19 protein-coding genes are annotated in these 26,759 nt (G+C 71.7%); 16 read left to right on the top strand and 3 right to left on the bottom strand.

The features are described 5' to 3' along the window. The first annotated feature begins 38 nt into the window (after positions 1-38). The 3 genes from AB0F52_RS47010 to AB0F52_RS47000 all read left to right on the top strand — a co-directional run bounded on the left by AB0F52_RS47010 (position 39) and on the right by AB0F52_RS47000 (position 6,367). Entirely contained in the window at positions 39-914 is an 876-nt protein-coding gene (locus AB0F52_RS47010; RefSeq protein ID WP_360185601.1) for a hypothetical protein, read from the top strand. A gap of 83 nt (positions 915-997) precedes the next feature. Further along, positions 998-2,041 carry a LacI family DNA-binding transcriptional regulator gene (locus AB0F52_RS47005; protein ID WP_103339076.1) on the top strand — a complete coding sequence of 348 codons (1,044 nt, stop codon included), beginning with the start codon at positions 998-1,000 and terminating at the stop codon, positions 2,039-2,041. A gap of 222 nt (positions 2,042-2,263) precedes the next feature. After that, positions 2,264-6,367, top strand: coding sequence for a beta-galactosidase (locus AB0F52_RS47000; protein ID WP_360185599.1), 4,104 nt, complete (start codon positions 2,264-2,266; stop codon positions 6,365-6,367). Here AB0F52_RS47000 and AB0F52_RS46995 read toward each other — a convergent pair. Continuing rightward, positions 6,348-7,052 (bottom strand): DUF6008 family protein, encoded by a 705-nt coding sequence (locus AB0F52_RS46995; RefSeq protein WP_360185596.1) that lies wholly within the window; start codon positions 7,050-7,052, stop codon positions 6,348-6,350. The genes AB0F52_RS47000 and AB0F52_RS46995 overlap by 20 nt on opposite strands. A gap of 110 nt (positions 7,053-7,162) precedes the next feature. Continuing rightward, positions 7,163-7,780 (bottom strand): LysE family transporter, encoded by a 618-nt coding sequence (locus AB0F52_RS46990; RefSeq protein WP_360185593.1) that lies wholly within the window; start codon positions 7,778-7,780, stop codon positions 7,163-7,165. Between the two features lie 217 nt (positions 7,781-7,997). Between AB0F52_RS46990 and AB0F52_RS46985 the strand changes: the two genes are divergently transcribed. Then, positions 7,998-8,792, top strand: coding sequence for an SDR family oxidoreductase (locus AB0F52_RS46985; protein WP_360185590.1), 795 nt, complete (start codon positions 7,998-8,000; stop codon positions 8,790-8,792). Between the two features lie 31 nt (positions 8,793-8,823). Here the strand turns inward: AB0F52_RS46985 and AB0F52_RS46980 are convergent, their stop codons facing one another. Then, positions 8,824-10,296: a cellulose binding domain-containing protein gene (locus AB0F52_RS46980; protein ID WP_360185587.1), complete on the bottom strand. Its 1,473-nt coding sequence runs from the start codon at positions 10,294-10,296 to the stop codon at positions 8,824-8,826. Positions 10,297-10,516: 220 nt separating this feature from the next. Here AB0F52_RS46980 and AB0F52_RS46975 point away from each other — a divergent pair, with 220 nt between their 5' ends. The 12 genes from AB0F52_RS46975 (at position 10,517) to araA (ending at position 26,738) form a co-directional block, all read left to right on the top strand. Then, positions 10,517-10,771 carry a hypothetical protein gene (locus tag AB0F52_RS46975; RefSeq protein WP_360185584.1) on the top strand — a complete coding sequence of 85 codons (255 nt, stop codon included), beginning with the start codon at positions 10,517-10,519 and terminating at the stop codon, positions 10,769-10,771. 217 nt (positions 10,772-10,988) lie between these two features. Beyond that, a complete protein-coding gene (locus AB0F52_RS46970) occupies positions 10,989-11,912 on the top strand; it encodes a serine hydrolase (RefSeq protein ID WP_360185581.1) in 924 nt (307 codons plus the stop codon). Next, positions 11,909-12,880, top strand: a complete 972-nt coding sequence (locus tag AB0F52_RS46965; protein WP_360185578.1) for an endonuclease/exonuclease/phosphatase family protein — start codon at positions 11,909-11,911, stop codon at positions 12,878-12,880. The genes AB0F52_RS46970 and AB0F52_RS46965 overlap by 4 nt, the downstream gene beginning before the upstream one ends. A 289-nt stretch (positions 12,881-13,169) precedes the next feature. Beyond that, a complete protein-coding gene (locus AB0F52_RS46960) occupies positions 13,170-14,213 on the top strand; it encodes a LacI family DNA-binding transcriptional regulator (protein WP_285991459.1) in 1,044 nt (347 codons plus the stop codon). A gap of 120 nt (positions 14,214-14,333) precedes the next feature. Beyond that, positions 14,334-15,314: an ABC transporter substrate-binding protein gene (locus AB0F52_RS46955; protein WP_360185574.1), complete on the top strand. Its 981-nt coding sequence runs from the start codon at positions 14,334-14,336 to the stop codon at positions 15,312-15,314. A 104-nt stretch (positions 15,315-15,418) separates the two neighbouring features. Continuing rightward, positions 15,419-16,921: a sugar ABC transporter ATP-binding protein gene (locus AB0F52_RS46950; RefSeq protein WP_360185686.1), complete on the top strand. Its 1,503-nt coding sequence runs from the start codon at positions 15,419-15,421 to the stop codon at positions 16,919-16,921. Further along, entirely contained in the window at positions 16,918-17,964 is a 1,047-nt protein-coding gene (locus tag AB0F52_RS46945) for an ABC transporter permease (RefSeq protein WP_360185571.1), read from the top strand. The genes AB0F52_RS46950 and AB0F52_RS46945 overlap by 4 nt, the downstream gene beginning before the upstream one ends. Continuing rightward, positions 17,961-18,944, top strand: a complete 984-nt coding sequence (gene yjfF / locus AB0F52_RS46940; RefSeq protein WP_360185568.1) for a galactofuranose ABC transporter, permease protein YjfF — start codon at positions 17,961-17,963, stop codon at positions 18,942-18,944. Before AB0F52_RS46945 ends, yjfF begins: the two co-directional genes overlap by 4 nt. Positions 18,945-18,999: 55 nt before the next feature. Further along, positions 19,000-22,824 carry a LamG-like jellyroll fold domain-containing protein gene (locus AB0F52_RS46935; protein WP_360185565.1) on the top strand — a complete coding sequence of 1,275 codons (3,825 nt, stop codon included), beginning with the start codon at positions 19,000-19,002 and terminating at the stop codon, positions 22,822-22,824. Positions 22,825-22,894: 70 nt separating this feature from the next. Next, on the top strand, positions 22,895-24,544 hold the full coding sequence (gene araB / locus AB0F52_RS46930) for a ribulokinase (protein ID WP_360185562.1): 1,650 nt from the start codon (positions 22,895-22,897) through the stop codon (positions 24,542-24,544). Next, positions 24,544-25,221, top strand: coding sequence for an L-ribulose-5-phosphate 4-epimerase (locus tag AB0F52_RS46925; RefSeq protein WP_360185560.1), 678 nt, complete (start codon positions 24,544-24,546; stop codon positions 25,219-25,221). Before araB ends, AB0F52_RS46925 begins: the two co-directional genes overlap by 1 nt. A 17-nt stretch (positions 25,222-25,238) precedes the next feature. Further along, positions 25,239-26,738 (top strand): L-arabinose isomerase, encoded by a 1,500-nt coding sequence (araA, locus tag AB0F52_RS46920; protein ID WP_360185557.1) that lies wholly within the window; start codon positions 25,239-25,241, stop codon positions 26,736-26,738. The last annotated feature ends 21 nt before the right edge of the window (positions 26,739-26,759 follow it).

Genomic DNA, 26,759 nt, shown 5'->3' with positions numbered 1-26,759 from the left:
CCGGGGAACAGCCGGGCCCGCTGCGGACAACAGCCGGTATGCACCGACGGAACGCGACGCTGCTCGCCGGGACGTGCGCCGGCGCGGTGGCGGCGGTCCTCGTGGTGGCCGCCGCGGTGCGGCCACCGGGCCCCGCCGCGGCGCGGCCGTGGCCCGCGCCGCCGCCCGCCCTGACGACGAGCGCGGCCACCACGGCGACCGCGGCGCCTCCCGAGACACCGGTGAACGGCCTGCCCGACGGCGCGGCGCTCGCGGACCTGGTGCCCGGGAAGCTCAGCGTGCTCGTCCACGACCGCCGGACCGGCCGCGATCTCGTCGCCCACCAGCCGGATGCCCCCTACCCGGCCGCGTCGCTGGTCAAGCTGCTCATCGCGCTCGAAGCGCTGCGGCAGGGGGAGCCGGCGGGCGTGGTCGCGGAGCTGCTTTCGCGCAGCGACGACGAGGTCGCCGGCCGGCTGTGGGCGCGGCTGGGCGGCCCCGCGATCGTCACCGGCTGGGCCGCGCGGATCGGCCTGACCTCGACCCGCCCGCCCGCCGAGCCCGGTCACTGGGGCGGCACGCTCGTCACCGCCGCCGACGTCGTGCGGTGCTACCGGTACCTCCTCGACGAGGCACCCGCCGCGACCCGGCAGATCGTCCTGCGGGCCCTCGAAAGCGCGGCCCGCCGCGGCTCGGACGGCTTCGAGCAGCTCTTCGGCGTCCCGGCCGCGGTCACCGCCACCGACTGGGCCGTGGACCAGGGCTGGTCCTGCTGCGACCCCGGCCGCGAGCTGCACACCAGCGGGGTGGTCGGCGACCGGCGGTACGTCGTGGTCGTGCTGACCGCCCAGCCGGCCGCCACGAGCTGGGCGATCGCCACCCAGCGCGTCACCGCGGTCGTGAAAGCGCTTGCTGGTCCGCTCGGGTGGTCCTGACCCGGCGCGGGACGTCCGGAACGCGCCGATTCGGCGGTACCGTCTCGTGGGTGGGGACACGGTACGAGATTCAGGGGGCCAGGGTGGTGGACCGGGCGAAGCCGGGGGAGCAGACGAGAACCTCTCCGCCGGGGCCGCGGCAGCCGAGCCTGGCCGACGTCGCCGGCATGGCCGGCGTCTCGCACATGACCGTTTCGCGCGTGGTCAACGAGAGCGGGCCGGTGCGCCCGGAGACCCGCGAGCGGGTGCTGGCCGCCGTGCAGAAGCTCGGGTACCGCCCCAACACCGCGGCGCGGGCGCTGGTCACCGGCCGGTCCGGCACCCTCGGCGTGGTCGCGCTCGAGTCCAATCTCTACGGACCGGCGAGCACGCTCTACGGCATCGAAAACGCGGCCCGCGAGGCCGGGTACGGCGTCGCGATCTGCAGCGTGACGCGGCCGGGCCGGACCTCGATCGGCGACGCCGTGGAGAGCCTGCGGCGCCAGGCGGTGGAGGGGATCGTCGTGATCGCCCCGCACGTCACGGCCGGGCGGGCGCTCGACGCGGCGCCGGCGGACATCCCGCTGGTCGCGGTCGGCGGCGGCGATTCGGCACCGGTGCCGGTGCTCTCGGTCGACCAGTACGACGGGGCCCGCCGCGTCACCGAGCACCTGCTGTCCCTCGGGCACCGGACGGTCTGGCACCTGGCCGGGCCGGAGGACTGGCTGGAGGCCCGCGACCGCGAACGCGGCTGGCGCGAGACCCTCGAGGGTCGCGGCCTGCGCGTGCCGGCGGTGGTGCGCGGCGACTGGAGCCCGCGGTCGGGGTACGAGGCCGGCCGGGCGCTGGTCGGCAAGCGGGGGCTCAAAGCCGTGTTTTCGGCCAACGACCAGATGGCGCTGGGCCTGCTGCGGGCGTTCACCGAGGCGGGGATCCGGGTACCGGAGGACGTCCACGTCGCCGGGTTCGACGATGTTCCCGAGGCCGAGTACTTCACGCCGCCGCTGACGACGGTGCGCCAGGACTTCATCGAGGTCGGTCGGAGGACTTTCGGGCTGCTCGAGGAGCGGATGGCGGGCGGGGATGCCGGGGCTCGGCATCTGGTGCCCGCGGAGCTGGTCGTTCGGGAGAGCACACGGCCCCGCTGACGCGACAGCCGTGGCCACCGCGCCCGGCCCCGAGTGCAGTGAATGACTCATTCCTGACGTCCGACGCAGTGAATGAGTCATTCACGACATTCAAGGCAGCGTGTTAGCGCTAACAATACCTCGGCACTGATCCATCTTGGTGTTGTATCTTGACGACTTCTGTGTGGTCGGCAAAGGTTCGTGTTCGATTGTGGTCCCCGCCGCCGCCCTGGAGGCCCCCGCATGCGCGCCGCCCAACGTTGCCGGACGCTGTTCACCGTCCTTCTCTCCGTCCTCTTCGCCTTCGCCGGGATCGTCGTCCCGCAGGCCGCCGCGGCCGCTCCCGCCGCTCGGCCCGCCCACACCGTCACCTACGACGGGTACTCCTTCCTGGTCGACGGGACCCGCACCTACCTGTGGTCCGGCGAGTTCCACTCCTACCGGCTCCCCAGCCCCGACCTGTGGCTCGACATCTTCCAGAAGATGAAGGCGGCCGGCTTCAACGCCACGTCGCTCTACTTCGACTGGGGCTACCACTCGCCGAAGCAGGGGGTCTACGACTTCAGCGGGATCCGGGACCTCGACAAGCTGCTCGACATGGCGCAGCAGGCCGGGCTCTACGTCATCGCGCGGCCGGGGCCGTACATCAACGCCGAGGTCGATGGCGGCGGGTTCCCGACCTGGCTGTCCACCACGCCCGGGCACACCCGCAGCGCCGACCCGGTCTACCTGAAGTACTCCGACGAGTGGCAGACGCAGATCGACCGCATCATCGCGCGCCACCAGCTCACGAACGGCACCGGCAGCGTGCTCGCCTACCAGGTCGAAAACGAGTACTACAACGGCAACGCCGACGGCCGCGCCTACATGCAGCACCTGGAGGACAAGGCCCGCGCCGACGGCATCACCGTCCCGCTGGTCGGGAACAACAACGGCACCTTCAACGCCGGTGCCGCCGCGCTCGACGTCGACGCCGCCGACTCCTACCCGCAGGGCTTCGACTGCTCGAACCCCACCCGCTGGAACGGCGTGCCGGACATCAGCTACGACCACGTCCCCGGCAAGCCGCTGATCACCGCGGAATTCCAGGGCGGTGCGTTCGACCCGTGGGGCGGGCCGGGCTACGAGAAGTGCGCCCAGCTGATCAACGACCAGTTCGCGAACGTCTTCTACAAGCAGAACATCGCCGTCGGCGCCACCGGCCAGAGCTTCTACATGCTGCACGGCGGCACGTCCTGGGGCTGGAGCGCGATCCCGCAGAACTACACCTCCTACGACTACGGCGCGGCGATCACCGAGGCGCGCCAGTTCGACCCGAAGTACGCCGAGGACAAGCTGATCGGCTACTTCACCCAGTCCGTCGCCCCGCTGACCAAGACCGACGGGCTCGCGGGCGCGCCGCTGAGCGATCCGGCGCTCACCGACACCGCCCGGATCAACCCGGACACCCGCACGCAGTTCCACACCCTGCGGCACAGCGACTCGACGTCGACCGCCACGAACACCACCAGCGTCGCGCTCGACCTCGCCGCGCACGCCGGCTACACCTACGACGACCGCGCGGCCGAGGTCGGCTACACCGGCACCTGGAGCCACGTCGGCCCGGAGGTCAACTACACCGGCGGCGACTACCAGCACACCGAGTCGTTCTCCAACGTGACCGGGGACAGCGTCAGCATTCCCTTCACCGGCACCGGAATCCGCTGGGTGACGTCGAAGGACCCGAGCCACGGCATCGCCGACGTCTACCTCGACGACGCCAAGGTCTCCTCGGTCGACCTCTACGCGGCCGGCAAACAGAACCAGATCACCGGCTACGAGGTCCGTGACCTGGCCGCCGGGCCGCACACGCTGAAGATCGTCGTCACCGGGCAGAAGAACGCGCAGGCCACCTCGCCGTTCGTCGTGGTGGACGCCGTCGACCTGCTGTCCGGCAGCACCGACTACTACCCGGTCGTGCCGCAGCAGCCCGGCACCGGCGTCACGCTGAACGGGCGGCAGTCGAAGATCCTCGTCGCCGGCTACGACCTCGGCGCCACGCGGATGCAGTACTCGACGTCGGAGATCATGACGAGCGCCGCCATCGGCAACCGCGACGTCGCGGTGCTCTACGGCGACCACGGCGGACCCGGCGAGACCGTTCTGCGGTTCGCGAAGCAGCCGGCTGTGCAGGTTCTGGGCGGTGCGGCGACGTCCACTTGGGACGCTGCCCGCGGCGACCTGCGGCTCAACTACACCCACGACGGCCTGACCCGCGTGCTCGTCACCGCACCCGGCGCGCGGCCGCTGCTCCTGCTGCTCGCCGACAAGGCGACGGCGGCGACGTTCTGGCGCCAGGACACCGCGACCGGCCCGGTCCTGGTCCGCGGCACCCACCTGGTCCGGACCGCGGCCGAGCAGTACGGGCTGCTGTCGCTGACCGGCGATACCGGCACCGACGGCGCGTTCGAGGTCTTCAGCGCGGCGAAGGCGGTGCTGTGGAACGGTGCCTGGGTCCCGGCGAAGCCGACCTCCAGTGGCAGCCTCACCGGAACCGCCCCGGCTGCCAACGCCGTGAGCCTGCCCGCGCTGACCGGCTGGAAGCACCAGCAGGAGTCCCCGGAGAGCCAGCCCGGCTTCGACGACTCGGCGTGGCCGGTGGCGGACAAGGAAACCACCAACAGCTCGACGGCGCTCGGCACGAAACCCGTTCTCTTCGCCGACGACTACGGCTTCCACACCGGCAACACCTGGTACCGCGGGCACTTCACCGGCGACGGCAAACAGACCGGCATCACCCTGGCCAGCCAGAGCGGCGGCCCGGCCGGGGCGTTCTCGGCGTGGCTCAACGGGGTCTTCCTCGGCAGCTCGACCAGCCCGCAGCACACGTTCACCTTCCCCGCCGGGTCGCTGCACCAGGGCGACAACGAGATCTCCGTGCTGACCGTGAACATGGGGCACGAAGAGGACTACGGCGCCAGCAACGGCAACAAGGCCGCCCGCGGGCTCACCGCGGCGCGGCTGACCGGCGCCGCGCTGACGTCGGTGACCTGGCGCCTGCAGGGCGTCCGCGGCGGTGAAACCGGGCTCGACCCGGTGCGCGGCCCGCTCAACACCGGCGGCCTCTACGGCGAGCGCGCGGGCTGGTCGCTGCCCGGGTTCCCGGACCGCGGCTGGGCACCGGCCTCGCTCCCGGCGAAGGACACGACCCCCGGCGTCTCGTGGTACCGGACCACCGCGGATCTCGACCTCCCGCGCGGCCAGGACACTTCGCTCGGCCTGACCATCACCGACGGCCCGGCGCGGCAGTACCGCGCGCTGATCTTCGTCAACGGCTGGCAGCTCGGCCAATACGTCAACTACCTGGGGCCGCAGCACAGCTTCCCGATCCCGAACGGGATCCTGAACCCGAACGGCCGCAACACCATCGCCGTCGCGGTGTGGAACCTCGACGGCAGCACCGGCGGCCTCGGCTCGATCGCCTGGACGAACTACGGCAGCTACCGCTCGCCGCTGACCGTCCGGCAGAACGCCTCGCCCGGCTACGACCCCGTGCGGTACGCCATGCCGCCGGCGCCCACGGCCGGGGTGACGCTGACCGCGCCGGACACGGCGTCGGGCGGGCAGCCGTTCACCGCGTCGGCGACCGTGCGGGTGCCGGTGGGCGCGCCGCCGGCGTTCGACGTCAAGCCGGCGCTGACCGCGCCGGCCGGGTGGACCGTCGGCGCCGCCTCACCGCCCTCGGTGGCGCGGATCGACGGCGGCAAGCCGGCCACGTTCACCTGGACCGTGACCCCACCCGCCACGGTGGACACCGCCGCGCTGAAGGTCGCGGTGGCCTACCGGCAGGCGGGTCGTCCGGGCTCGGTGTCCGGCGAACGGATCGTGGGCGCGGTGCCCGCGGCGCCGCCCGCCGGGCAGGTGCCGGTCGGCTCCCTGCCGTTCCTCACCGCCACGAACGGCTGGGGCCCGGTCGAGCGCGACACCAGCAACGGCGAAGCGAGCGCGGGCGACGGCAAGCCGATGACCATCGGCGGGGTGGCCTACGCCAAGGGGCTCGGCGTCCACGCGGCGAGCGACGTCCAGCTCTACCTGGCGGGCGCGTGCACCCGGCTGACGGCTTCGGTGGGCGTCGACGGCGAAACCGGCACCGGCGGCAGCGTGCGCTTCAGCGTCTCGGCCGACGGCGTCACCAAGGTGACGACGCCGGTGGTCCGCGGTGGGCAGGCCGCGGTCCCGGTCGACGTCGACGTCACCGGGGCCCAGGTGCTCGACCTGCTGGTCGACGACGGCGGTGACGGCAACGGGCAGGACCACGCGGACTGGGCGGTGCCGACGCTGACCTGCGCTACGCCGCCCGCTCGGTGACCGTGGGGACCGGCCGCAGGAAGAAGGTGGCGCGGACCTCGCGGCGTTCGCGCCACAGGTGGTACAGCGCGAGCCCGAAGATGATCGAGCCGACGACGTTCGCGATGAAGTGCCACCAGACGCGGTAGGTGGCCAGCCCCGGGCCCGGGTCGATGAGCCCGAAGAACGTCGACAGCCCGATCGCCCGGGGCGCGCCGAACCCGATCGACAGCGTCAGGACCAGGTGCTCGAGGCCGTGCAGGCCCTGCATCCAGACGCCCATCTTCGCCCAGCGGCGGGCGCGGGTGGCCAGTGCCCGCCGCGTGATCACCATGACCCCGGCCAGGCCGGCGAGGAAGAGGAAGTTGCCGGTCAGGTGCAGCAGTTCCATCCCGAACGTCGGCCGGTCCGGGAGCACCTGCTGCAGGCCGTTCGCCAGGCCGGTGCCCCACGGCGTCATCCAGGCCGGGGCGTTCGGGTGGCCGAGCCAGTACCCGACCTGGGCGACGTGCTCCTGGACGTGGCCGAGCTGACCGAGGACGCCGAAGCCGATCACGCCGACCGCACCGCGGTACACCCAGGGCCGCACCGGCCTGCGGTTGGCGTAGGCGAGGACGCCGACCGCCGTCCACATCGCCAGTGCCCAGAGCACCAGCAGCACCGCACCCGCGGTGTCCCATCCCGACATCGACATCGGCATCGTCATGGCCACCTCCCGTGTCCGTCCCCTGGACGCTAACCGGGTGCCGGGCCGCGGGACGTCTTCCGGAGTGCGCCCGGAAACCGGGCAAACCGGTGCAGGTTCACGGTTTCCCCTCAGGTGAGGACAAGCCGGACGGCGAGCGCGGTGATCACGGCGCTCGAGACGAGCGCCGTCACCAGCCGGCCGCGCCGACCGGTGAGGACGCGCCCGAGCAGTGCCCCGCCGCCGGCGAGCGCGGCTTGCCAGCTCGCCGACGCGGCGAACGCGGCGAGCACGAACACCGCCTGGTCGAGCAGCGGGACGGCGGTGCCGGCGCGGCCGCCGACCACCAGCGCGGTGAAGTAGACGACCGTGGCCGGGTTGACGAGCGTGACGCCCAGCAGGCTGACGTAGGCGCGGCCGGGGCCGAGCGGGGACACCGGCCGGGTGGCGGGGGTGCGGTGGGACCGCAGTGCGCGCAGAGCGCCGTGCGCCGCGAGGACGATCAGGATCGCCGCCGAGAGCAGCCGCAGCGGCCCGGCGAACGGGGCGATGACGCCCGCGATCGCGGCACCGCCGAGCACGGCGACCAGCGCGTACACCCCGTCCGCCGTCGCGACGCCGAGGGCCGCGGCCAGGCCGGTCCGGAGCGACGTGCGGGCGGTGAGGGCCACCAGGTACGTCCCGACGGCCCCGACCGGGATCGCGATGCCGTAGCCGGCGACCAGGCCGGCGAGCAGCGCGGCGCTCACGGCACCGGCGTGATCGACCTCCGCGGACGGCACGGCTGCTGCCGGACCGGCGCGGTGGTGGCGGCGGTCGGCAGGAGCGGGGTGCGAGGCGTGGTCATGGCGCAGATCGTGGCCGCCGCCCGCCGGGGAGGCAACCGGATTTTCCAGCCGGTGCGCTCCGGCGAGCTGTGCTTGAATCGCCCGGGGGGAGGCACTCGAGCGAGAGAGGGCTTTCACGATGCGGGTCGACCTGAGCGGGAAGACGGCACTGGTCACCGGATCCACCCAGGGCATCGGGGCGGCGATCGCGACGGGCCTCGCGGCGGCGGGCGCGCGCGTCGCGATCAACGGCCGGAGCGAGACGGGTGTCCACAAGGCCATCGCGCGGCTGCGCGAGGAGGTGCCGGACGCGGCCTTCCTGCCGGCCCCGGGCGACGTCTCCGAGGAGGCCGGCGCGGCCCAGGTGGTCGAAGAGGTGCCGGACGCCGACATCCTGGTCAACAACCTCGGCATCTTCGGCGCCCAGGAGCCCCTCGAAATCACCGACGCCGACTGGCGGCACTACTTCGAGGTCAACGTCCTGGCCGCGGTCCGGCTCACCCGCGCCTACCTGCCGGGCATGACCGACCGCGGCTGGGGTCGCATCCAGTACATCGCCAGTGATTCCGCGATCGTCATCCCGGCCGAGATGATCCACTATGGAGTGTCGAAGACGGCGTTGCTGGGGGTGTCCCGCGGGTTCGCCAAGCACGCGGCCGGCACCGGCGTCACGGTCAACGCGGTGATCGCGGGCCCGACGCACACCGGCGGCGTCGAGGACTTCGTGTACGAGCTCGTCGACAAGGACCTGCCGTGGGAGGCGGCCCAGCGCGAGTTCATGAAGCAGCACCGCCCGCAATCGCTGCTGCAGCGGCTGATCGAGCCCGAGGAGATCGCCCACCTGGTGGTGTACCTGAGCTCACCGTTCGCGTCGGCGACCACCGGCGCGGCGGTGCGGGTGGACGGCGGGTACGTCGACGCGATCGTGCCGTGAGGCCGCCGGGCCGCACGGCACGCGGAGTCGCTCAGGGGGTGACGGGGATGTTCGTCAGCCCCGAGCGGGCGTTCGTGACCGTGTTCGACGCGTACACCACGTTGGGGTTCGCCGCGCACTTGGCCACCGAACTGATCTTGATCGCGTAGTCGCCCACCCCGCCGAGGTCGGACTTGTTGTTGCGCCACACGTTGCCGCAGCCGTTGTCGAACGACGGGCTGGTGCTCGTGTTGTGGTTCTCGTAGCCGTTGGCGAACGTGCCGGGCGGGGCGAACGTGCCGGTGTTGCCTTCGATCGTGTAGCCGATGCCCTTGACGTCGATCCAGGAGTCCGCCGAGTTCTGGCCGGAGATCCCGCGGCCGTCGAAGGTGTTGCCCCGGATCACGCCGTCGAACGTTCCTTCCTTGACGTCGATCGGCTCGGCGGCGATGAACGGGCCGATGTGGTTGTCCAGCACCTGGATCCGGTCGCCGCGGTCGACGCCGCCGGAGTTGCCGTGGCAGCCCCAGTTCGAGTTGGCCGAGCCGAGGTACACGCCTTCGCCGTAGCCGGGCTGCACCAGGCCGGTGTAGGTGATCGTGGAGTTCTTCAGCACGCTGTCGGCCGACGAGCGGCGGAAGTGCACGCCCTCTTCGTCGATGTGGTGGACGGTGACGCCGTCGATGGTCGTGTGCGGCGAGTTGTCCGCGACGATGCCCTTCTTCGAGTCCTGCACGGTGAACCCGCGCAGGGTCCAGTAGGGCGCGCTCGCGAGCCAGAGGCCGTAGCCGGAGTCCCAGCCGGCGGTCGGTACCGGGCAGTCGGGGGCGTCACCGGCGGGGCCGTCGTTGATCAGGACGGCGTTCGCCGGGCCGGAGAGGGTGATCGGCCTGGCCGCGGTGCCGGCCTTGGTGGTGACGAACGAGCCGCGGTAGGTGCCGGCCGCGAGCCGGATCGCCTGCCCGGGAGCGGCGTTCGCCAGGGCGGCCTGCAGCTGGGCGGCGGTCGAGACGTCGACGACGTCGCCGGTGGGCGGGGTCGTCGTGGCCGGGGTGGTCGTGGCGGTGGCCGGGGTGGTCGTCGGGGTCGTGGTCACCTGGCTGCCGCCGTCGCACGGGAGGCCGTCGACGGTGCAGCCGGTGGGGAGGCCGGTACCGGCGACGTTGAAGCCGAAGTTCTCGGTGCCGCCGGGCGGGATGGTGGCGTTGAAGCCGGCGTTGGTGAACCGGTAGTGCCGGCCGGACTGCGTGCGCACGGAGCTCCAGGAGCTGCTCACGGCCGAACCGGCGGGCAGGTCGAACTCGACGGTCCAGCCGGTGGCGGCGGTGTCCCCGCGGTTGGTGACGGTGTAGCCGCCGCCGTAACCACTGGTCCAGACCGATGTCCGCGCGAAGGCGGCGGAGAGGTTCACCCCGGCCGCGCGGGCGGGCGCCGGGCCGCCGAGGGCGGCGGTGACCGCGACGGCGGCGGAAATGCTGACGGCGCCGAGGAAAACGGCGCGGCGGGACGAGGAGCGTGAGGACACCGATGGCCTCCGGAAAGCGGAACCGCGGAGGTGTTGCGGCGGACACCCGGACTTTCCCTTTATAGGTCACCGCCCCGACATCGGTCAACAGAATGAACAATGATCACGTACGTGAACGTGACACTTTACGGTGACGCACCGCTGAAGAGGTGTTCGACGGGGAATTCTGCCCGGTGAACCCCTTGGCACGCAGGGGAAAGCTTGGCGGAAGGAGAGCACGATGAACACCCGGATCGCTTCTTGGGCGACGGCCGCTGCGCTCACGGTTTCCGCGGCGGTCGCCACGGCCACTCCGGCCTCGGCGGACATGGTGCCGGGCAGCTCGACCCAGTTCTACGCGTACTGCTCGGTGGACCTGCTCGGCGTGCCGGTCGCCTGCACGCAGACGGACCAGGCGCACTCGTCGCACATCTGCCAGTACCTGGCGACAGCGCTCGGCGTGGGCCTCGACTGCATCCAGCGCTCCGCGGCGTGATCCCGCGGGCGCACCGGCCGGCCGGCGTGGGCTGAAGGGGACTTTCCTCTCGTCAGAGGCGAGGAAGGTCCCCTTCGGCGCGCCGGACGCCGTTGGTACAGGATCGGGACACTTCTGGTTCACACCTGTCGAACGATCCCGACCGGCCGGCGATCTTCCCCGGCCAAAGTGACCGGAGTGCGCATCACCGAGCGCACCCGGCACCCGGAGGAAACCGATGGCCCGTCCCCGCATCCCACCCGTCGCCGCGGGAGTGGCCGCCGCTGTGGCCGTGGGGCTGGCCGCCGCCCTCTGGGTTGTCTTCCCGCCCGAGACCGCCGGGCGCGCTCTTGCCGCCCGGCCCGATGTCGACCTTTCGCTGCCGTGGCCCGCCGAGGGGCAGTCGAGTGCCGAAGTGCAGAACCTCGGCTCGCTCGGCAGCCGCGGTGAGCGGGGGCCCGTGCCGATCGCCAGCGTCACCAAGGTCATGACCGCCTACGTCGTGCTCAAGGACCACCCCCTCGGCCCGGACGAGGCCGGCCCCGAGATCACCGTCGACGAGCAGGCGGAAGCCGAGTCCACCTCGGCCGAGGAATCGAGTGCGCCGGTCCGGGCGGGGCGCCTCTTCAGCGAACGCGACCTGCTCGCCCTGATGCTCGTGCCCTCCGGCAACAACGTCGCCCGCCTGCTCGCCCGGTGGGACGCCGGCAGCCAGGACGCCTTCGTCGCGAAGATGAACCGCGAGGCCGCCGCCCTCGGCATGACGAGCACCAGCTACACCGGCGCCAGCGGTGTCGAAGACTCGACCACGAGCACCGCCACCGACCAGCTCCGGCTGGCCCGCGAAGCGATGAAGAACCCCGTTATCCGGGCCATCGCCGGCACCCCGAGCCTGCGGATCGACGGCGTGCCGGGCGCGGTCGTCAACACGAACACCCTTCTCGGCCGGGACGGCGTCATCGGGCTCAAGACCGGCTCGTCGACCGCCGCCGGCGGGGCGCTGATGTGGGCCGCGCGGGCCCGCGACGGTGCCCTGATCCTCGGCGTCGTCCTCCACCAGAACCCCGGCGGGAGCCCGGCGGCCGGGCTGCGGGCCGCGCTCGAGAACAGCGAGAAGCTCATCGCCGCGATCCAGCGGGAGCTGCCGGCGGCCGCCCGATGACCGCGACGACCGAGCCGATCCGGCTGCCGGCCGTCCCCGCGCGCCGGGCCGGGGCGTGGCGCCGCGGCCGCGTCATCGCCGCCTTCGCCGTCCTGACGGCGCTGCTGCTGCTCGCGCACCCGCTGGTGCCCAACTGGGCGGGCAACGCCGGCAGCCTGCTGGAGACGTTCCTGCCCTGGACCGGCCTGTTCGTCGTGCCGCTGCTGGCCGCGGCGCTCCTCCGGCGCTCGGCACTCGCCCTCGTGGCCCTCCTGCTGCCGGCGCTGGTCTGGGGCGGCTTCTTCGGCGGCAGGCTCTTCGACAAGCGCGAGCGGGGCGGGGACCTCACGATCGTCTCGCACAACGTGAACGACGAGAACCCGGACCCGGTGGGGACCGCGCGCGCCCTCGCCGCCGCCGGTGCCCAGGTGATCGCGCTCGAGGAGCTGAAGAAGTCCGAGGTGCCGAAGTACGAGGACGCCCTCGCCGCGGGCTACCCGTACCACTCCGTCCAGGGCACCGTCGGGGTGTGGAGCACCTTCCCGCTGCGTGCCACGCGGCCGGTGGCGATCATGCCATGGACCCGCGCGTTGCAGACCACTGTGGACACTCCGAAGGGGCCGGTGGCGGTCTTCGTGGCCCACCTGCCTTCGGTGCGCGTGCGCCTCGACGCGGGGTTCACCGCGAACGGCCGCGACGCCGCGATGGGCCTGCTCGCCGACGCCGTCGCCGCGGAATCCGCGCCGCGGACCGTGCTCGTCGGCGATTTCAACGGCACCGCCGACGACCGCGCGCTCGCGCCGATCACCGGGCGGATGCACTCGGCGCAGGACGAGGCCGGGGACGGTTTCGGCTTCAGCTGGCCGGCGGGGCTGCCCCTGGCCCGGATCGACCAGATCTTCGTCGACGGCGTGCGGCCGGTGGCGGCTTGGACGTTGCCCGCCACCGGCAGCGATCACCTGCCCGTCGCCGCCACCGTGGTCTTCTGACTCGCGGCCCGGAGCCCTCGAATCGCCCGCTGGAGGCGTGTGGTAAACGGTCGGCGAGACCGGCGAACATGGGCTTGAACACCGGGCGGTGCTGACGGGCGGTGAATTTCAAACGACGCTCCGCGCAGGTCGCGCCGTCGAATTCGTCGTCGGGGCCATGTGAAGGGCATGTGACTAGACCGTTACGCGGCCCGGTCTTGACCCCGTGGGTGTTATCGCTAACACTAACTCCTCGTCGTCACCGGAACAGTGACGCAGACCATGTCGGAGCGGACGGAAGGGGACGCCGGTGGCCGAACGACCCCGCTCCGGCGGCCCCGTGAAGGCGACCAACGCCGGGACGCGCCAGCCGAGCCTGACCGACGTCGCGGGGGTGGCGGGCGTGTCCCACATGACCGTGTCCCGGGTGATCAACGGAACCGGTCCGGTGCGCCCCGAAACCCGGGCCCGGGTGCTCGCGGCGATCGAGGAACTGGGCTACCGGCCCAATTCCGCCGCCCGCGCGCTGGTCACCGGGCGGACCGGCACGCTCGGCGTGGTCGCGCTCGAATCCAATTTGTACGGTCCGGCCAGCACGCTGTACGGCATCGAGAACGCCGCCCGGGAAGCCGGGTACGCGATCACGATCTCCAGTGTCAGCCGTCCTGGCCGGTCGTCGATCGCCGACGCGGTGGAGAACCTGCGCCGCCAGGCGGTCGAGGGCGTCATCGTGATCGCCCCGCACGTCAGTGCGGGCCGGGCACTGGAAGCGGCACCCGCGGACTTCCCGGTCGTCGCGGTCGGCGGCGGGGAGACGGCACCGGTGCCGGTCATCTCGGTCGACCAGCGCGACGGCGCCCGCCGCGCCACCGAACACCTCCTGGCGCTGGGTCATCGCACGGTGTGGCACATCGCCGGGCCGGAGGACTGGCTGGAGGCCCGCGACCGCGAGCTCGGCTGGCGGGAAACCCTGGAACGCCACGGCGTCGGGGCCCCGCAGGTGATCCGCGGCGACTGGAGCTCGCGGTCCGGCTACGAGGCGGGGCGATCCCTCGCCAAGGAAAAGGATCTGGACGCCGTCTTCGCCGGCAACGACCAGATGGCACTGGGCCTGCTGCGCGCGTTCGCCGAAGCGGGCATCTCGGTGCCGCGGGACGTGCGCGTGGCGGGCTTCGACGATGTCCCCGAGGCGGCGTACTTCACGCCGCCGCTGACGACGGTGCGCCAGGACTTCATCGAAGTCGGACGGCGTACGTTCGGCCTGCTGGCCGGGCGGATGGACGGAGGCGACCGGCACGCGCGCGCCCTGGTCGTCCCCGAGTTGATCGTGCGCGAGAGCACCGGACCGCGCTAGCGCGGCGGCCGGCGGGGACCGGTGGTTCCCGAGGGATTGTTAGCGCTAACACGCAACACCAGTTTTCACCCCCGAATAGTCCCCACAAAGGTTTTCCCACTGATCATCGTCGATCGAGGAGTGAACGTGCTGAATAAGCGATGGGCCGCCGCGGCGGCCGCGGCGGCCGGACTCGTGCTGCTCACCGCCTGCGGGAGTGGCGGTTCGTCCGGCAACTCGGGCGGGGCGACCACGCTCGGGTTCGCCCAGGTGGGCGCCGAGAGCGGCTGGCGGACGGCGAACACGAAGTCGATCCAGGAATCGGCGAAGACCGCCGGGATCGAACTCAAGTTCTCCGACGCGCAGCAGAAGCAGGAGAACCAGATCTCCGCGATCCGCTCGTACATCCAGCAGAAGGTCAAGGTCATCGCCTTCTCGCCGGTCGTCGAGTCCGGCTGGGACACCGTCCTCAAGGAGGCCAAGACGGCCAACATCCCGGTCATCCTCACCGACCGGGCGATCGACTCGCCGGACAAGTCCCTCTACAAGACCTTCCTCGGCTCCGACTTCGTCGCCGAGGGCAAGAAGGCGGGGGAGTGGCTGACCAAGGAGTACGGCAGCGCCACCGGCGACGTGAACATCGTCGAGCTGCAGGGCACCACCGGCTCGGCGCCGGCGAACGACCGCAAGAAGGGCTTCGGGGACGTCATCGCGGCGGACCCGAAGTACAAGATCGTCGCCTCGCAGACCGGTGAGTTCACCCGCGCCAAGGGCAAGGAGGTCATGGAGGCCTTCCTGAAGTCCCAGCCCAAGATCGACGTCCTCTACGCCCACAACGACGACATGGCCCTCGGCGCCATCGAGGCCATCGAAGCCGCGGGCAAGGTCCCGGGCAAGGACATCAAGATCGTCTCCGTGGACGCCGTCAAGGACGGCATGCAGGCGCTGGCCGACGGCAAGATCAACCACATCGTCGAATGCAACCCGCTGCTCGGCCCGCAGCTGATGGACCTGGTGAAGAAGGTCGCCGCCGGCGAGCAGGTGCCCGCCCGCATCGAGACCAAGGAAACCGAGTTCGACCAGGCGGCGGCCAAGACCGCGCTGCCGCAGCGCCAGTACTGACAACCGCTTGCGGGTCGTGAGTGGTGAGGCGGGTGCTGACCCGCCTCACCGCTCACGACCCCCGCGTCCACCCCGGAGCAGACCAAATGCCTGAACCGCAACCCATGGTGCGGATGAGCGGTATCCGCAAGGAGTTCCCCGGCGTCCTCGCCCTCGACGGGGTCGACTTCCGGATGTACCCCGGCGAAGTCCACGCCCTGATGGGCGAGAACGGCGCCGGCAAGTCCACCCTCATCAAGGTGCTGACCGGGGTGTACGGGGTGGACGCGGGCTCGATCGAACTCAACGGCGACGCCGTCGCCTTCAGCGGGCCCGGCGAGGCCCAGCAGGCCGGCATCAGCACGGTCTACCAGGAAGTCAACCTCTGCCCGAACCTGTCCGTGGCGGAGAACGTCTGCCTCGGCCGGGAACCCCGCCGCTTCGGCCGCATCCAGTGGGGCCCGATGCGGCGGCGGGCCGAGGAACTCCTGGCCCGGCTCGACGTCCACGTGGACGTCTCGGCCGAGTTGTCCACCTGTTCCATCGCGGTGCAGCAGCTGGTCGCGATCGCCCGCGCGCTCGACGTCGACGCGCGGGTGCTCGTCCTCGACGAGCCGACGTCCAGTTTGGACGCCGGCGAGGTCGAGCAGCTGCTGAAGGTCGTCCGGTCCCTGCGCGAAAGCGGCATGGCGATCCTGTTCGTGTCCCACTTCATCGACCAGGTCTTCGCCATCGCCGACCGGATGACCGTGCTGCGCAACGGAAAGCTGATCGGCGAGTTCCCCACCGCGGACATCACGCCGGTCGAGCTGGTCACCAAGATGATCGGCAAGGAGCTCCAGGTCCTCGAGGACCTGGAGGACTCCGGCCCCAGCCGGGCCGAGGTCGCCGGCGCGCCGGTGCTGCTGGCCGCCGAAGACCTCGGCCGCAAGGGCGGTGTCGCGCCGTTCAGCCTCGCCATCCACGCCGGCGAGGTCGTCGGCCTGGCCGGCCTCCTGGGCTCCGGCCGCACCGAACTGGCCCGGCTGCTCTTCGGCGCCGACCACTCCGACAGCGGATCGGTGACGGTCGACGGCACCTCCACCTCGCTGCGCACCCCGCGCGCCGGGCTGGACCACAAGATCGCCTTCCTCTCGGAGAACCGCAAGGCCGAAGGGCTCGTCGAAGAGCTCACCGTGCGCGAGAACATCGTGCTCGCACTGCAGGCCTCCCGCGGCTGGGCGCGGCCGCTGTCCCGCCGCCGCCAGGACGAAATCGCCGAGAAGTACATCAAGGCGCTCGACATCCGGCCCACCAACCCCGAAGCGCTGGTGGGCAACCTCTCCGGCGGCAACCAGCAGAAGGTGCTGCTGGCCCGCTGGCTCATCACCGAGCCGCGGCTGCTGATCCTCGACGAGCCCACACGCGGCATCGACATCGGCGCCAAAACGGAGATCCAGAGACTGGTCACCCAGCTCTCGGGCGAGGGGATGGCCGTCGTGTACATCTCCGCCGAACTGGAAGAGGTCCTGCGGCTGAGCCACCGGGTCGTCGTGCTGCGCGACCGGAAGGTCGTGGCGGTCCGGGACAACCAGGCGCTCACCGCGGACGACATCATGGCCACGATGGCCGAGGGGGTGCAGGCGTGAAAACCTTGACGAAACACCGGCTCTTCTGGCCCGTGGTGGCCCTGCTGGTGCTGCTGGTGGGCGACCTGATCGCGAGCCCGTCGTTCTTCAAGATCGAGCTGCGCGACGGGCACCTCTACGGCAACCTCGTCGACATCCTCAAGAACGGCGCCCCGCTGATCCTCATCGCGATCGGCATGACGCTGGTGATCGCCACCCGCGGCATCGACCTCTCGGTCGGCTCGGTCGTGGCGATCAGCGGCGCGCTCGCCTGCCTCTGGGTCAGCGGCAACCCGGACGGCGTCGGCACCACGCTGATCGCGTTCGGCCTGGCGCTGGGCCTGTCCCTGGTGCTCGGGGTGTGGAACGGCTGGCTCGTCGCGGCACTGGGCATCCAGCCGATCATCGCCACGCTGATCCTCATGGTCGCCGGCCGGGGCATCGCGCAGCTGATCACCGACGGGCAGATCATCACCGTCAACTCCCACTCCTTCGAGTGGATCGGCAGCGGGTTCCTGTTCACGCTGCCCGGCGCCATCCTCATCGCGCTGGCGGTGTTCCTGCTGGCGTCGGTGCTCGTCCGCCGGTCGGCGCTCGGCCTGCTGGTCGAGGCCGTCGGCGGCAACCCCGAAGCCAGCCGCCTGGCCGGTCTCCGCTCGGCGCGGCTGACCTGGCTCGTCTACGTCTTCTGCGCGCTGTGCGCGGGCATCGCCGGGCTGATGATCAGCGCGAACGTGCACAGCGCCGACGGCAACCACGCCGGCCTGTTCATCGAGCTCGACGCGATCCTCGCCGTCGTCGTCGGCGGGACCCAGCTGACCGGCGGCCGGTTCTCCCTCGGCGGCTCGGTGATCGGCGCGCTGCTCATCCAGACGCTCACCACCACCGTCTACGCCCTCGGCATCCCGCCCGAGGCGATCATGCTGTTCAAGGCCCTGGTCGTGCTGGCGGTGTGCCTCCTGCAGTCGCCGGCCTTCCGCCGGAAGCTCCGGCGCCGCCGGACACACCGGCCGGGGCAGCCGGCCGCCACGCCCGCTCCCGAGAAGGTGGAGGTCACGGCATGACCACGCTCGCCCGCGTCAAGGGCTACCGGCCGCAGCAGCGGCACCTGCCGATCCTCGCGACGATGGCGCTGCTCATCGGGGCGTACATCTTCGGCGCGTCGAGCTACGAGGCGTTCGGCTCCGGCCAGGTCATCCTCGACCTGTTCATCAACAATGCCTTCCTGCTCGTGGTCGCCGTCGGCATGACGTTCGTGATCCTCACCGGCGGCATCGACCTGTCCGTCGGGTCGGTGGTCGCGCTGTCCACGGTGATCTCCGGCGACCTGATGCAGAAGCACGGCTGGTCGGCGTACGCGGCGATCGCCGTGGTGCTGGTGGTCGGCGCGGTGCTGGGCGCCGGGATGGGCGCGCTGATCCACTTCTTCGAGATCCAGCCGTTCATCGCGACGCTGATCGGGATGTTCTTCGCCCGTGGCCTCTGCTACACGATCACCACCGAGGCCTACTCGATCGACAACGCGACGATCGCCACCCTGGCCCAGACGCAGATCCCGCTCGGCGGCGAGCTGCACATCTCGATCAGCGTGGTGGTCTCCCTGCTGGTCGTCGCCGCCGCGGCCTACGTCCTGGCCTTCACCCGGTTCGGGCGGACGGTCTACTCGATCGGCGGCAACGCGCAGTCCGCGATGCTGATGGGGCTCAAGACCGGCCGCACCAAGATCGCGGTGTACACGATCAGCGGGGTCTGCTCGGCGCTCGGCGGGCTGCTGCTGGTGCTCTACAAGTCTTCGGGCGACCCGCTCAACGGTGTCGGCCTGGAGCTGACGGCGATCGCCGCGGTCGTCATCGGCGGCACCATCCTCACCGGTGGTTCCGGGTACGTGCTCGGGACCGTGCTGGGGATCATGGTGCTCGGCATCATCCAGACGCTGATCACCTTCGACGGCACCCTCAACTCGTGGTGGACCTCGATCATCACCGGGGCCCTGCTGTTCGTCTTCATCGTCCTGCAACGCCTCGTCACCAGACGGACCCGCTGACAGCCGGTCCGCCGGCCGGGTGGACCATGTGAGCGCTCACACTCAAGGGAGAGTCATGCTCCGCAGACTGCGGCGGCCCATGGCCGTGCTCGCCGCCTTGGCGCTGTGCGCCGGCGTTCCGGTGGCGGTGGCTCCGGCCGCCTCGGCGGACGCCGACCCGGCACTGGCCGGGCACTGGGCGTTCGACGACGGCAGCGGCACGACCGCGGCCGACACGGCGGGCAGCCACCCGGCGACGCTGACCGGGGGAGCGGGCTGGGGCCCGGGCGTCCGCGGCGGCGCCCTGACGACCGATGGCGCGAATGGTTTCGCCGACGCCGGGGCGCCGGTGCTCGACACGACCAAGAGCTTCTCGGTGAGCAGCTGGGTGAAGCTCGACAAGACGTCCGGCTTCCAGACGTTCGTCAGCGTCGACGGCTCGCAGGTGAGCAACTTCTTCCTGCAGTTCCGCGACGACTCCCGCCGGTTCGCCTTCACCCGCCTGGCCGGGGACGCCCCGGCCGACGGCGTCGTCGCCTCGGGGAACTTCGACCCCGTCGCGGGCCAGTGGTACCAGCTGACCGGCGTGTTCGACGCGAGCGCGTCGACGCTGTCGCTGTACGTGGACGGCACTCGCCAGGCCACCGTCGCCGCGCCCACGGCCTGGGCGGGCACCGGGCACCTGGTCATCGGCCGCGGCAAGTACGGCGGCAACCCGGTGGACTTCGTCGACGGCACGATCGACGACGTCCGCGCCTACTCCGGCACCCTGACCGCGGCCGCCGCGGCCCGCCTGGCCATCGCCGGGCACTGGGGCCTCGACGAGGGCACCGGCACGACCACGGCGGACGACTCCCTCGACGCGCGCACCGCCACCCTCACCGGCGGCGCGGCCTGGGGTGACGGCGTCGTCGGCCCGCACGGCGTGGCCTTGAACGGCACCGACGCCGCGGTCGACGTCCCGGCCCCGGTCGTGGACACCGCGCAGAGCTTCTCGGTGTCGGCGTGGGTCAAGCCCACCGCGGCCGCCGGCTTCCGGACCGCCGTGAGCGTCGACGGCTCGACGATCAGCGGCTTCTACCTCCAGCGCGCCGCGGACGGCCGGTTCGCCTTCGCCCGCCGCGCGGCCGACGGTGACTCCGCCGCGTCCTCGGCGGTGTCCACGCTGCCCGCGCAGGCCGACCAGTGGCAGCACCTCGTGGGTGTCTACAACCGGGCGGCCGGCACGCTTTCCCTCTACGTCAACGGAACCCTCCAGCAGAGCGTCCCGTTCACGACGCCGTGGACCGCGTCCGGGCACCTGGAGATCGGCCGCGGCAAGTGGGCCGGGAACCCGGTCGACTGGTTCGCCGGCGGTGTCGACGACGTGCGCGCGTACCCGACGCCGCTGACCGCGTCCGCCGTCGCCGCGCTGGCCGCGAGCGGCTCGTGGCACTTCGACGAGGGCACCGGCACGGTCGCCCGCGACGCCTCGGCGAACGCCGCCGACGGCACGCTCAAGGGCGCCACCTGGACCGCCGGGGCGGCCGGCAAGGCCGTCCAGCTCGACGGCAAGTCCACTGTGGACATGGGTACCTCGCCGGCGTTCGACACCGGCACCGGCTCGCTGTCGCTGGCCGCCTGGTTCCGCACCACCGCGGCGGGCACCCTGGTCGACCACGGCGACGGTTACGCGCTCGGCGTCACCGGCGGCAAGCTCACCGCCCGCGTCGGCACGATCCAGGTGACCACGAACGGCGGCGGGCTCGCCGACGGGAACTGGCACCACGCGGCCCTCGTCCTCGACCGCGCCGCCCAGCGGCTCACCGTCTACGCCGACGGCGACGCGGCCGCGGTCACCAGCACGTGCGGTACGCCCACCGGCACGACCCTCGACGTCTCCGCCTGCCCGGCTTCGGGCACCGCGGCGGCGCCGTTCACCGTCGGCTCCGGCTTCACCGGCGCCGTCGACGAGGTCGAACTGCGCCGCTTCCCGCTCACCGCGGCGCAGATCGGCACCCTGGCCGGGGCGAACCAGCTGGCCGTCGACGCCAACGTCGTCCGCGCCAACACCCGCCCGACCACCTACGGCTCGATCCTCGAAGACATCAGCCACTCGGTCGAGGGCGGGCTCTACGCCGAGCTCGTCCGCAACCGCACCTTCAAGGAGGGCTACCAGCCCGGCAGCGGTGCGGGCGACACGCCGGTGCCGTACTGGTCGCTGGTCACCTCGGCGGGCGCGGCCGGTGCCTACTCGGCCGACACCGCGAACCCGCTGAACACCGCGCTCGACCGCTCGCTCAAGCTGCACGCCGACGCGGTCCCGGCCGCGGGCCGGGTGGCCGCCGCGAACGTCGGCTTCTACGGTGTCGCCGCGAAGCCGTCCACGAAGTACACCGGCAGCCTCTTCGCCAAGGGGACGTGGACCGGCGGTGTCCGGGTCAGCCTGGAGAAGCCGGACGGCACGGTGCTGGCGAGCAAGGACCTCCAGCCGGTCGGCACCGCCTGGGCGCAGCAGACCTTCAGCTTCACGACGCCGTCGACGATCACCGCGTCCACCGACAACCGGATCGTCGTGTCCCTGGTCAACAAGGGCAAGAAGGTGCTGGGCGGGGACGCCTGGTTCCAGCAGGTGTCGGTGTTCCCGCCGACCTTCAAGAACCGGCCGAACGGCGTCCGCGCCGACCTCGGGCAGAAGCTCGCGGCGATGAAGCTCGGCCTGTTCCGCGTCCCCGGCGGCAACTACCTCGAGGGCAACACGCTCGACACCCGGTTCGCGTGGAAGAACACCATCGGCCCGCTCGAGCAGCGGCCCGGCCACCAGAACACCGCGTGGGGCTACTGGTCCACCGACGGCTTCGGCATCCTCGACTACCTCAAGCTCGCCGAGGACATCGGCGCCCAGCCGCTGCTCGCGCTGTTCGCCGGCTACACCCTCAACGGCCAGCACGTCAGCCAGGCCGACTACCCGCAGTACGTCCAGGAAGCCCTCGACGAGATCGAGTACGCCATCGGCGACAGCTCGACGACGTGGGGCGCCAAGCGGATCGCCGACGGGCACGCGGCGCCGTTCGACCTGCACTACGTCGAGGTCGGCAACGAGGACTGGTTCGACACCTCCGGCAGCTACGCCTGGCGCTTCACCGACCTCAACAACGCCATCAAGGCGAAGTACCCGCAGCTGACCGTCATCGCCACCACCGGCGGCCTGCAGGGCGGGGCCGCGTCGAGCACGTCGACCGGGGTGCGCCCGGACGCCGCGGACGACCACTACTACCAGTCGCCGCAGTGGTTCACCGACAACTCGACCCGCTACGACACCGCCGACCGCAGCGGCCCGGACATCCTCGTCGGCGAGTACGGCGCCCAGGACGGCCGGCCCACCGGCACCCTGGCCGCCGCCATCGGCGAGGCCGCCTTCCTCACCGGGCTGGAACGCAACAGCGACGTCGTCATCGGCTCGATGTACGCGCCGGTGCTGGTGCACGAGAACCAGGCCAACTGGCCGGTCAACCTGATCGGGCTCGACGCCGGGAGCAGCTACGGTTCGCCGTCGTACTGGGTGCAGCAGATGTTCTCCAGCACCCTCGGCAAGCAGATCGTCACCAGCCGCCTCAACCAGGGCAGCCCCCTGCGGCAGGTGGTCAACGTGACCACGAAGAGCGGAAGGAAGACCTTCACGGTCAAACTCGTGAACCCGACCGGGCAGGTGCAGACCGCACGGCTGGCGCTCACCGGCGTCACCGCCGTCGACGGCACCGGCACGCTCACCACGCTCACCGGCGACCCGGCGGGGCGCAACAGCCTCGCCGCGCCGACCGCCATCGTGCCGCAGACCAGGGAGATCACCGGCCTGGCCGCGACGTCGAAGCTGACGTTGCCGGCCAACTCCGTGACGACGCTGGTCCTCACCGGCCGCTAAGACCCCGGGACGCGGCGCGTTCACCGCCGCCCGCGCCGCGTCCCGGTCACCAACCAGGAGGGAAGACACCGTGGGAGAACCACTCACCGTCGGCGTCGACTTCGGCACGCTGTCGGGCCGCGCGGTGGTCGTGCGCGTGGCTGACGGGGCCGAACTCGGCTCCGGCGTCTTCGAGTACCCGCACGGGGTGCTCGACGAGACGCTGCCCGCCACGGGCCGCGCGTTGCCGCCGGAATGGGCGCTGCAGGTGCCGGCGGACTACGTCGGGGTGCTGCGCAACGCCGTCCCGGCGGCGCTGCGGGACGCCGGCGTCGACGCGGCCGACGTCGTCGGCATCGCCACCGACTTCACCGCGTGCACGATGGTGCCGACGACCGCGGACGGGACGCCGCTGTGCGAACTGCCCGAGTTCGAAGGCAACCCGCACGCGTACGTGAAGCTCTGGAAGCACCACTCGGCGCAGCCGCAGGCCGTGCGGATCAACGACCTGGCCCGCGCCCGCGGCGAGAAGTGGCTCCCGCGCTACGGCGGGCTGATCTCCTCGGAGTGGGAGTTCGCCAAGGCCCTGGAGCTGTTCGAAGAGGCGCCCGAGGTCTACGCCGCGATGCGGCACTGGGTGGAGGCGGCCGACTGGATCGTCTGGCAGCTCGCCGGCACCTACGTCCGCAACGCCTGCACGGCCGGCTACAAGGGCATCCTGCAGGACGGCCAGTACCCCAGCCGCGACTTCCTCCACGAGCTCGCCCCCGGCTTCGAGTCCTTCGTGGCCGACAAGCTGGAGCACCCGCTGGGCCAGCTGGGCTCCCGCGCCGGGTCGCTGACCGCGGAAGCCGCGGCCTGGACCGGGCTGCCCGAGGGCATCGCGGTCGCCGTCGGCAACGTCGACGCGCACGTCACCGCGCCCGCCGCCCAGGCCGTCGAGCCCGGGCAGATGGTGGCGATCATGGGCACCTCGACCTGCCACGTGATGAACGGCGCCGAGCTGCGCGAGGTCCCCGGCATGTGCGGGGTCGTCGAAGGCGGCATCGTGGCCGGGCTCTGGGGATACGAGGCCGGCCAGAGCGGCGTCGGCGACATCTTCGGCTGGTTCGTCGAGCACGGCGTCCCGGCGTCCTACGAAGGGCACGAGCACCTGACCCGCCTCGCCGCCCAGCAGGAGATCGGCGAACACGGCCTGATCGCGCTGGACTGGCACAGCGGCAACCGGTCGGTGCTGGTCGACCACGAGCTCTCCGGCGTGGTCGTCGGGCAGACCCTCGCCACTCGTCCCCAGGACACCTACCGCGCCCTGCTGGAGGCCACCGCCTTCGGCACCCGGAAGATCATCGAGACGTTCAACGCCGCCGGCGTCCCGGTCACCGAGCTGATCATCGCGGGCGGGCTGACGAAGAACGCGCTGCTGATGCAGATCTACGCCGACGTCACCAACCTCCCGCTGTCGGTCATCGGCTCGGCCCAGGGACCCGCGCTCGGGTCGGCCATCCACGCGGCCGTCGCCGCCGGCGCCCACGCGGACATCCGCGAGGCCGCCGCCGCGATGGGCTCGGTCGAGCGCGCGGTGTACCGGCCGGTGCCCGCGCACGTCGTCGCCTACGACGAGCTGTACGCCGAATACACGCAGCTGCACGACTACTTCGGCCGGGGCGGCAACGATGTCATGCACCGCCTGGCCGCCCGCCGCCGGGCCGTTTCGAAGGCCGTCGCGAAAGGACAGTCCTGATGTCGCTGACCGGTGAAGTGCTCGACACCGTCACCGAACTCCGGGAGACGGTCGCGAAGCTGCACGGCGAGCTGACCCGCAACGAGCTGGTCGTCTGGACCGCGGGCAACGTCTCGGCGCGCGTCCCGGGGCGGGACCTGCTGGTCATCAAGCCCTCGGGGGTGTCCTACGACGACCTGTCCGCCGACACCATGGTCGTCACCGACCTGCACGGCGAGCTCGTCGAAGGCGAGCTCGCGCCCTCGTCGGACACCGCCGCGCACGCCTACGTCTACCGGCACATGCCGGAGATCGGCGGCGTCGTGCACACCCACTCGACCTACGCCACGGCGTGGGCGGCCCGCGGCGAGCCGATCCCGTGCGTGCTGACGATGATCGCCGACGAGTTCGGCGGGGAGATCCCGGTCGGGCCGTTCGCCCTGATCGGCGACGACTCCATCGGCCGCGGCATCGTCGAAACGCTTCGCTCGAGCCGCTCGCGCGCGGTGCTGATGCGCAACCACGGCCCGTTCACCGTCGGCCGCACCGCCCGCGCCGCGGTCAAGGCCGCGGTGCTCGTCGAAGAGGTGGCCCGCACCGTCCACAAGGCCTTCGAGCTCGGCACGCCCGAACCCCTCCCGCCCGAGGACGTCGACCGGCTCTACGCCCGGTACCAGAACGTCTACGGCCAGCACTGATCTTCCCAAGGAGAACGATGACTTCGGCATCGAAACCCCAGCTCTGGTTCCTCACCGGCAGCCAGGCCCTCTACGGCGAGGAGACCCTCGAGCAGGTCGCCGGCCAGTCGCTGCGCATCCAGCAGCTGCTCGCCTCCTCCGGCGCGCTCCCGGCCGAGATCGTCGGCAAGCCGGTGCTGACCGAGGCCTCCTCGATCCGCCGCGTGCTGCAGGAGGCCAACGCCGACGCCGCCTGCGTCGGCGTGATCGCCTGGATGCACACCTTCTCGCCCGCGAAGATGTGGATCACCGGGCTCGACGCGCTGCGCAAGCCGCTGCTGCACCTGCACACGCAGCTCAACGAGGCGCTCCCGTGGTCCACCATCGACATGGACTTCATGAACCTCAACCAGGCCGCGCACGGCGACCGGGAGTTCGGGTTCATCCAGACCCGCCTCGGCGTGCCGCGCAAGACCGTCGCCGGGCACGTGTCCGACCCGGCCGTCGTCGCGCGGATCGACGCGTGGGCGCGGGCCGCGATCGGCGCCGACCACCTGCGTAACCTGCGGCTGGCCCGGTTCGGCGACAACATGCGCGACGTCGCCGTCACCGAAGGCGACAAGGTCGAGGCCGAACTGCGGTTCGGCGTCTCGGTCAACACCTACGGCGTGAACGACCTGGTCGAGCTCGTGGACGCGGTGTCGAACGTGGACGAGCTGGTGGCCGCCTACGCCGCGGACTACGACGTGGTTCCGGACCTGGCCGCCGGGGGAGCGCGGCACGAGTCGCTGCGCTACGCGGCCCGGATCGAAGCCGGGATGCGGAAGTTCCTCACCGACGGCGGGTTCGGCGCGTTCACCACGAACTTCGAGGACCTCGGCGGGCTGCGGCAGCTGCCCGGCCTCGCGGTGCAGCGCCTGATGGCCGACGGCTACGGCTTCGGCGGGGAGGGCGACTGGAAGACTTCGGCGCTGCTGGCCGCGGTCAAGGCGATGGGTGTGGGCAAGACCCTCGGCACGTCGTTCATGGAGGACTACACCTACCACTTCGGGCCCGGCAAGCCGAAGATCCTCGGCGCCCACATGCTGGAGGTCTGCCCGACCATCGCTTCCGCCAAGCCGTCCTGCGAGATCCACGCGCTGGGCATCGGTGGCCGCGAGGACCCGGTCCGGCTGGTGTTCGACGCCGCGCCCGGCCCCGGTGTCGTGCTCGGCCTGGTCGACCTCGGCGACCGGTTCCGGCTGGTGGCCAACGAGATCGACGTCGTCGCGCCGGACGAGCCGCTGCCCAACCTGCCGGTCGCCCGGGCGGTCTGGGAGCCGGCGCCGTCGCTGGCGACGTCGGCGGAGTCGTGGATCACCGCGGGCGGCCCGCACCACACCGTGCTCACCCAGGCCGTGGGCACCGAGACCCTGCGCGACTTCGCGAACCTGCTCGGCGTCGAGCTCCTGGTCATCGACAAGGACACGACCCCGCACGACTTCGCCGACCGCATCCGGTGGAACCAGGCCTACCACCGGCTCGCCCAGGGTTTCTGAGGCACAAGCTTCTGAGAAAGG

The sequence above is a fragment of the Amycolatopsis sp. NPDC024027 genome, assembly GCF_040638975.1.
Classification (GTDB): Bacteria; Actinomycetota; Actinomycetes; order Mycobacteriales; family Pseudonocardiaceae; genus Amycolatopsis.
Note: the sequence above shows the minus strand (reverse complement) of the source record. Positions and strands in the feature narration are given on the sequence as shown.

Coding starts and splice junctions, on each gene's coding strand:
- AB0F52_RS47010 (WP_360185601.1), top strand. CDS start 39: ATGCACCGACGGAACGCGACGCTGCTCGCCGGGACGTGCGCCGGCGCG.
- AB0F52_RS47000 (WP_360185599.1), top strand. CDS start 2,264: ATGCGCGCCGCCCAACGTTGCCGGACGCTGTTCACCGTCCTTCTCTCC.
- AB0F52_RS46995 (WP_360185596.1), bottom strand. CDS start 7,052: ATGACGATGCCGATGTCGATGTCGGGATGGGACACCGCGGGTGCGGTG.
- AB0F52_RS46985 (WP_360185590.1), top strand. CDS start 7,998: ATGCGGGTCGACCTGAGCGGGAAGACGGCACTGGTCACCGGATCCACC.
- AB0F52_RS46975 (WP_360185584.1), top strand. CDS start 10,517: ATGAACACCCGGATCGCTTCTTGGGCGACGGCCGCTGCGCTCACGGTT.
- AB0F52_RS46970 (WP_360185581.1), top strand. CDS start 10,989: ATGGCCCGTCCCCGCATCCCACCCGTCGCCGCGGGAGTGGCCGCCGCT.
- AB0F52_RS46965 (WP_360185578.1), top strand. CDS start 11,909: ATGACCGCGACGACCGAGCCGATCCGGCTGCCGGCCGTCCCCGCGCGC.
- AB0F52_RS46950 (WP_360185686.1), top strand. CDS start 15,419: ATGGTGCGGATGAGCGGTATCCGCAAGGAGTTCCCCGGCGTCCTCGCC.
- yjfF (WP_360185568.1), top strand. CDS start 17,961: ATGACCACGCTCGCCCGCGTCAAGGGCTACCGGCCGCAGCAGCGGCAC.
- AB0F52_RS46935 (WP_360185565.1), top strand. CDS start 19,000: ATGCTCCGCAGACTGCGGCGGCCCATGGCCGTGCTCGCCGCCTTGGCG.
- AB0F52_RS46925 (WP_360185560.1), top strand. CDS start 24,544: ATGTCGCTGACCGGTGAAGTGCTCGACACCGTCACCGAACTCCGGGAG.
- araA (WP_360185557.1), top strand. CDS start 25,239: ATGACTTCGGCATCGAAACCCCAGCTCTGGTTCCTCACCGGCAGCCAG.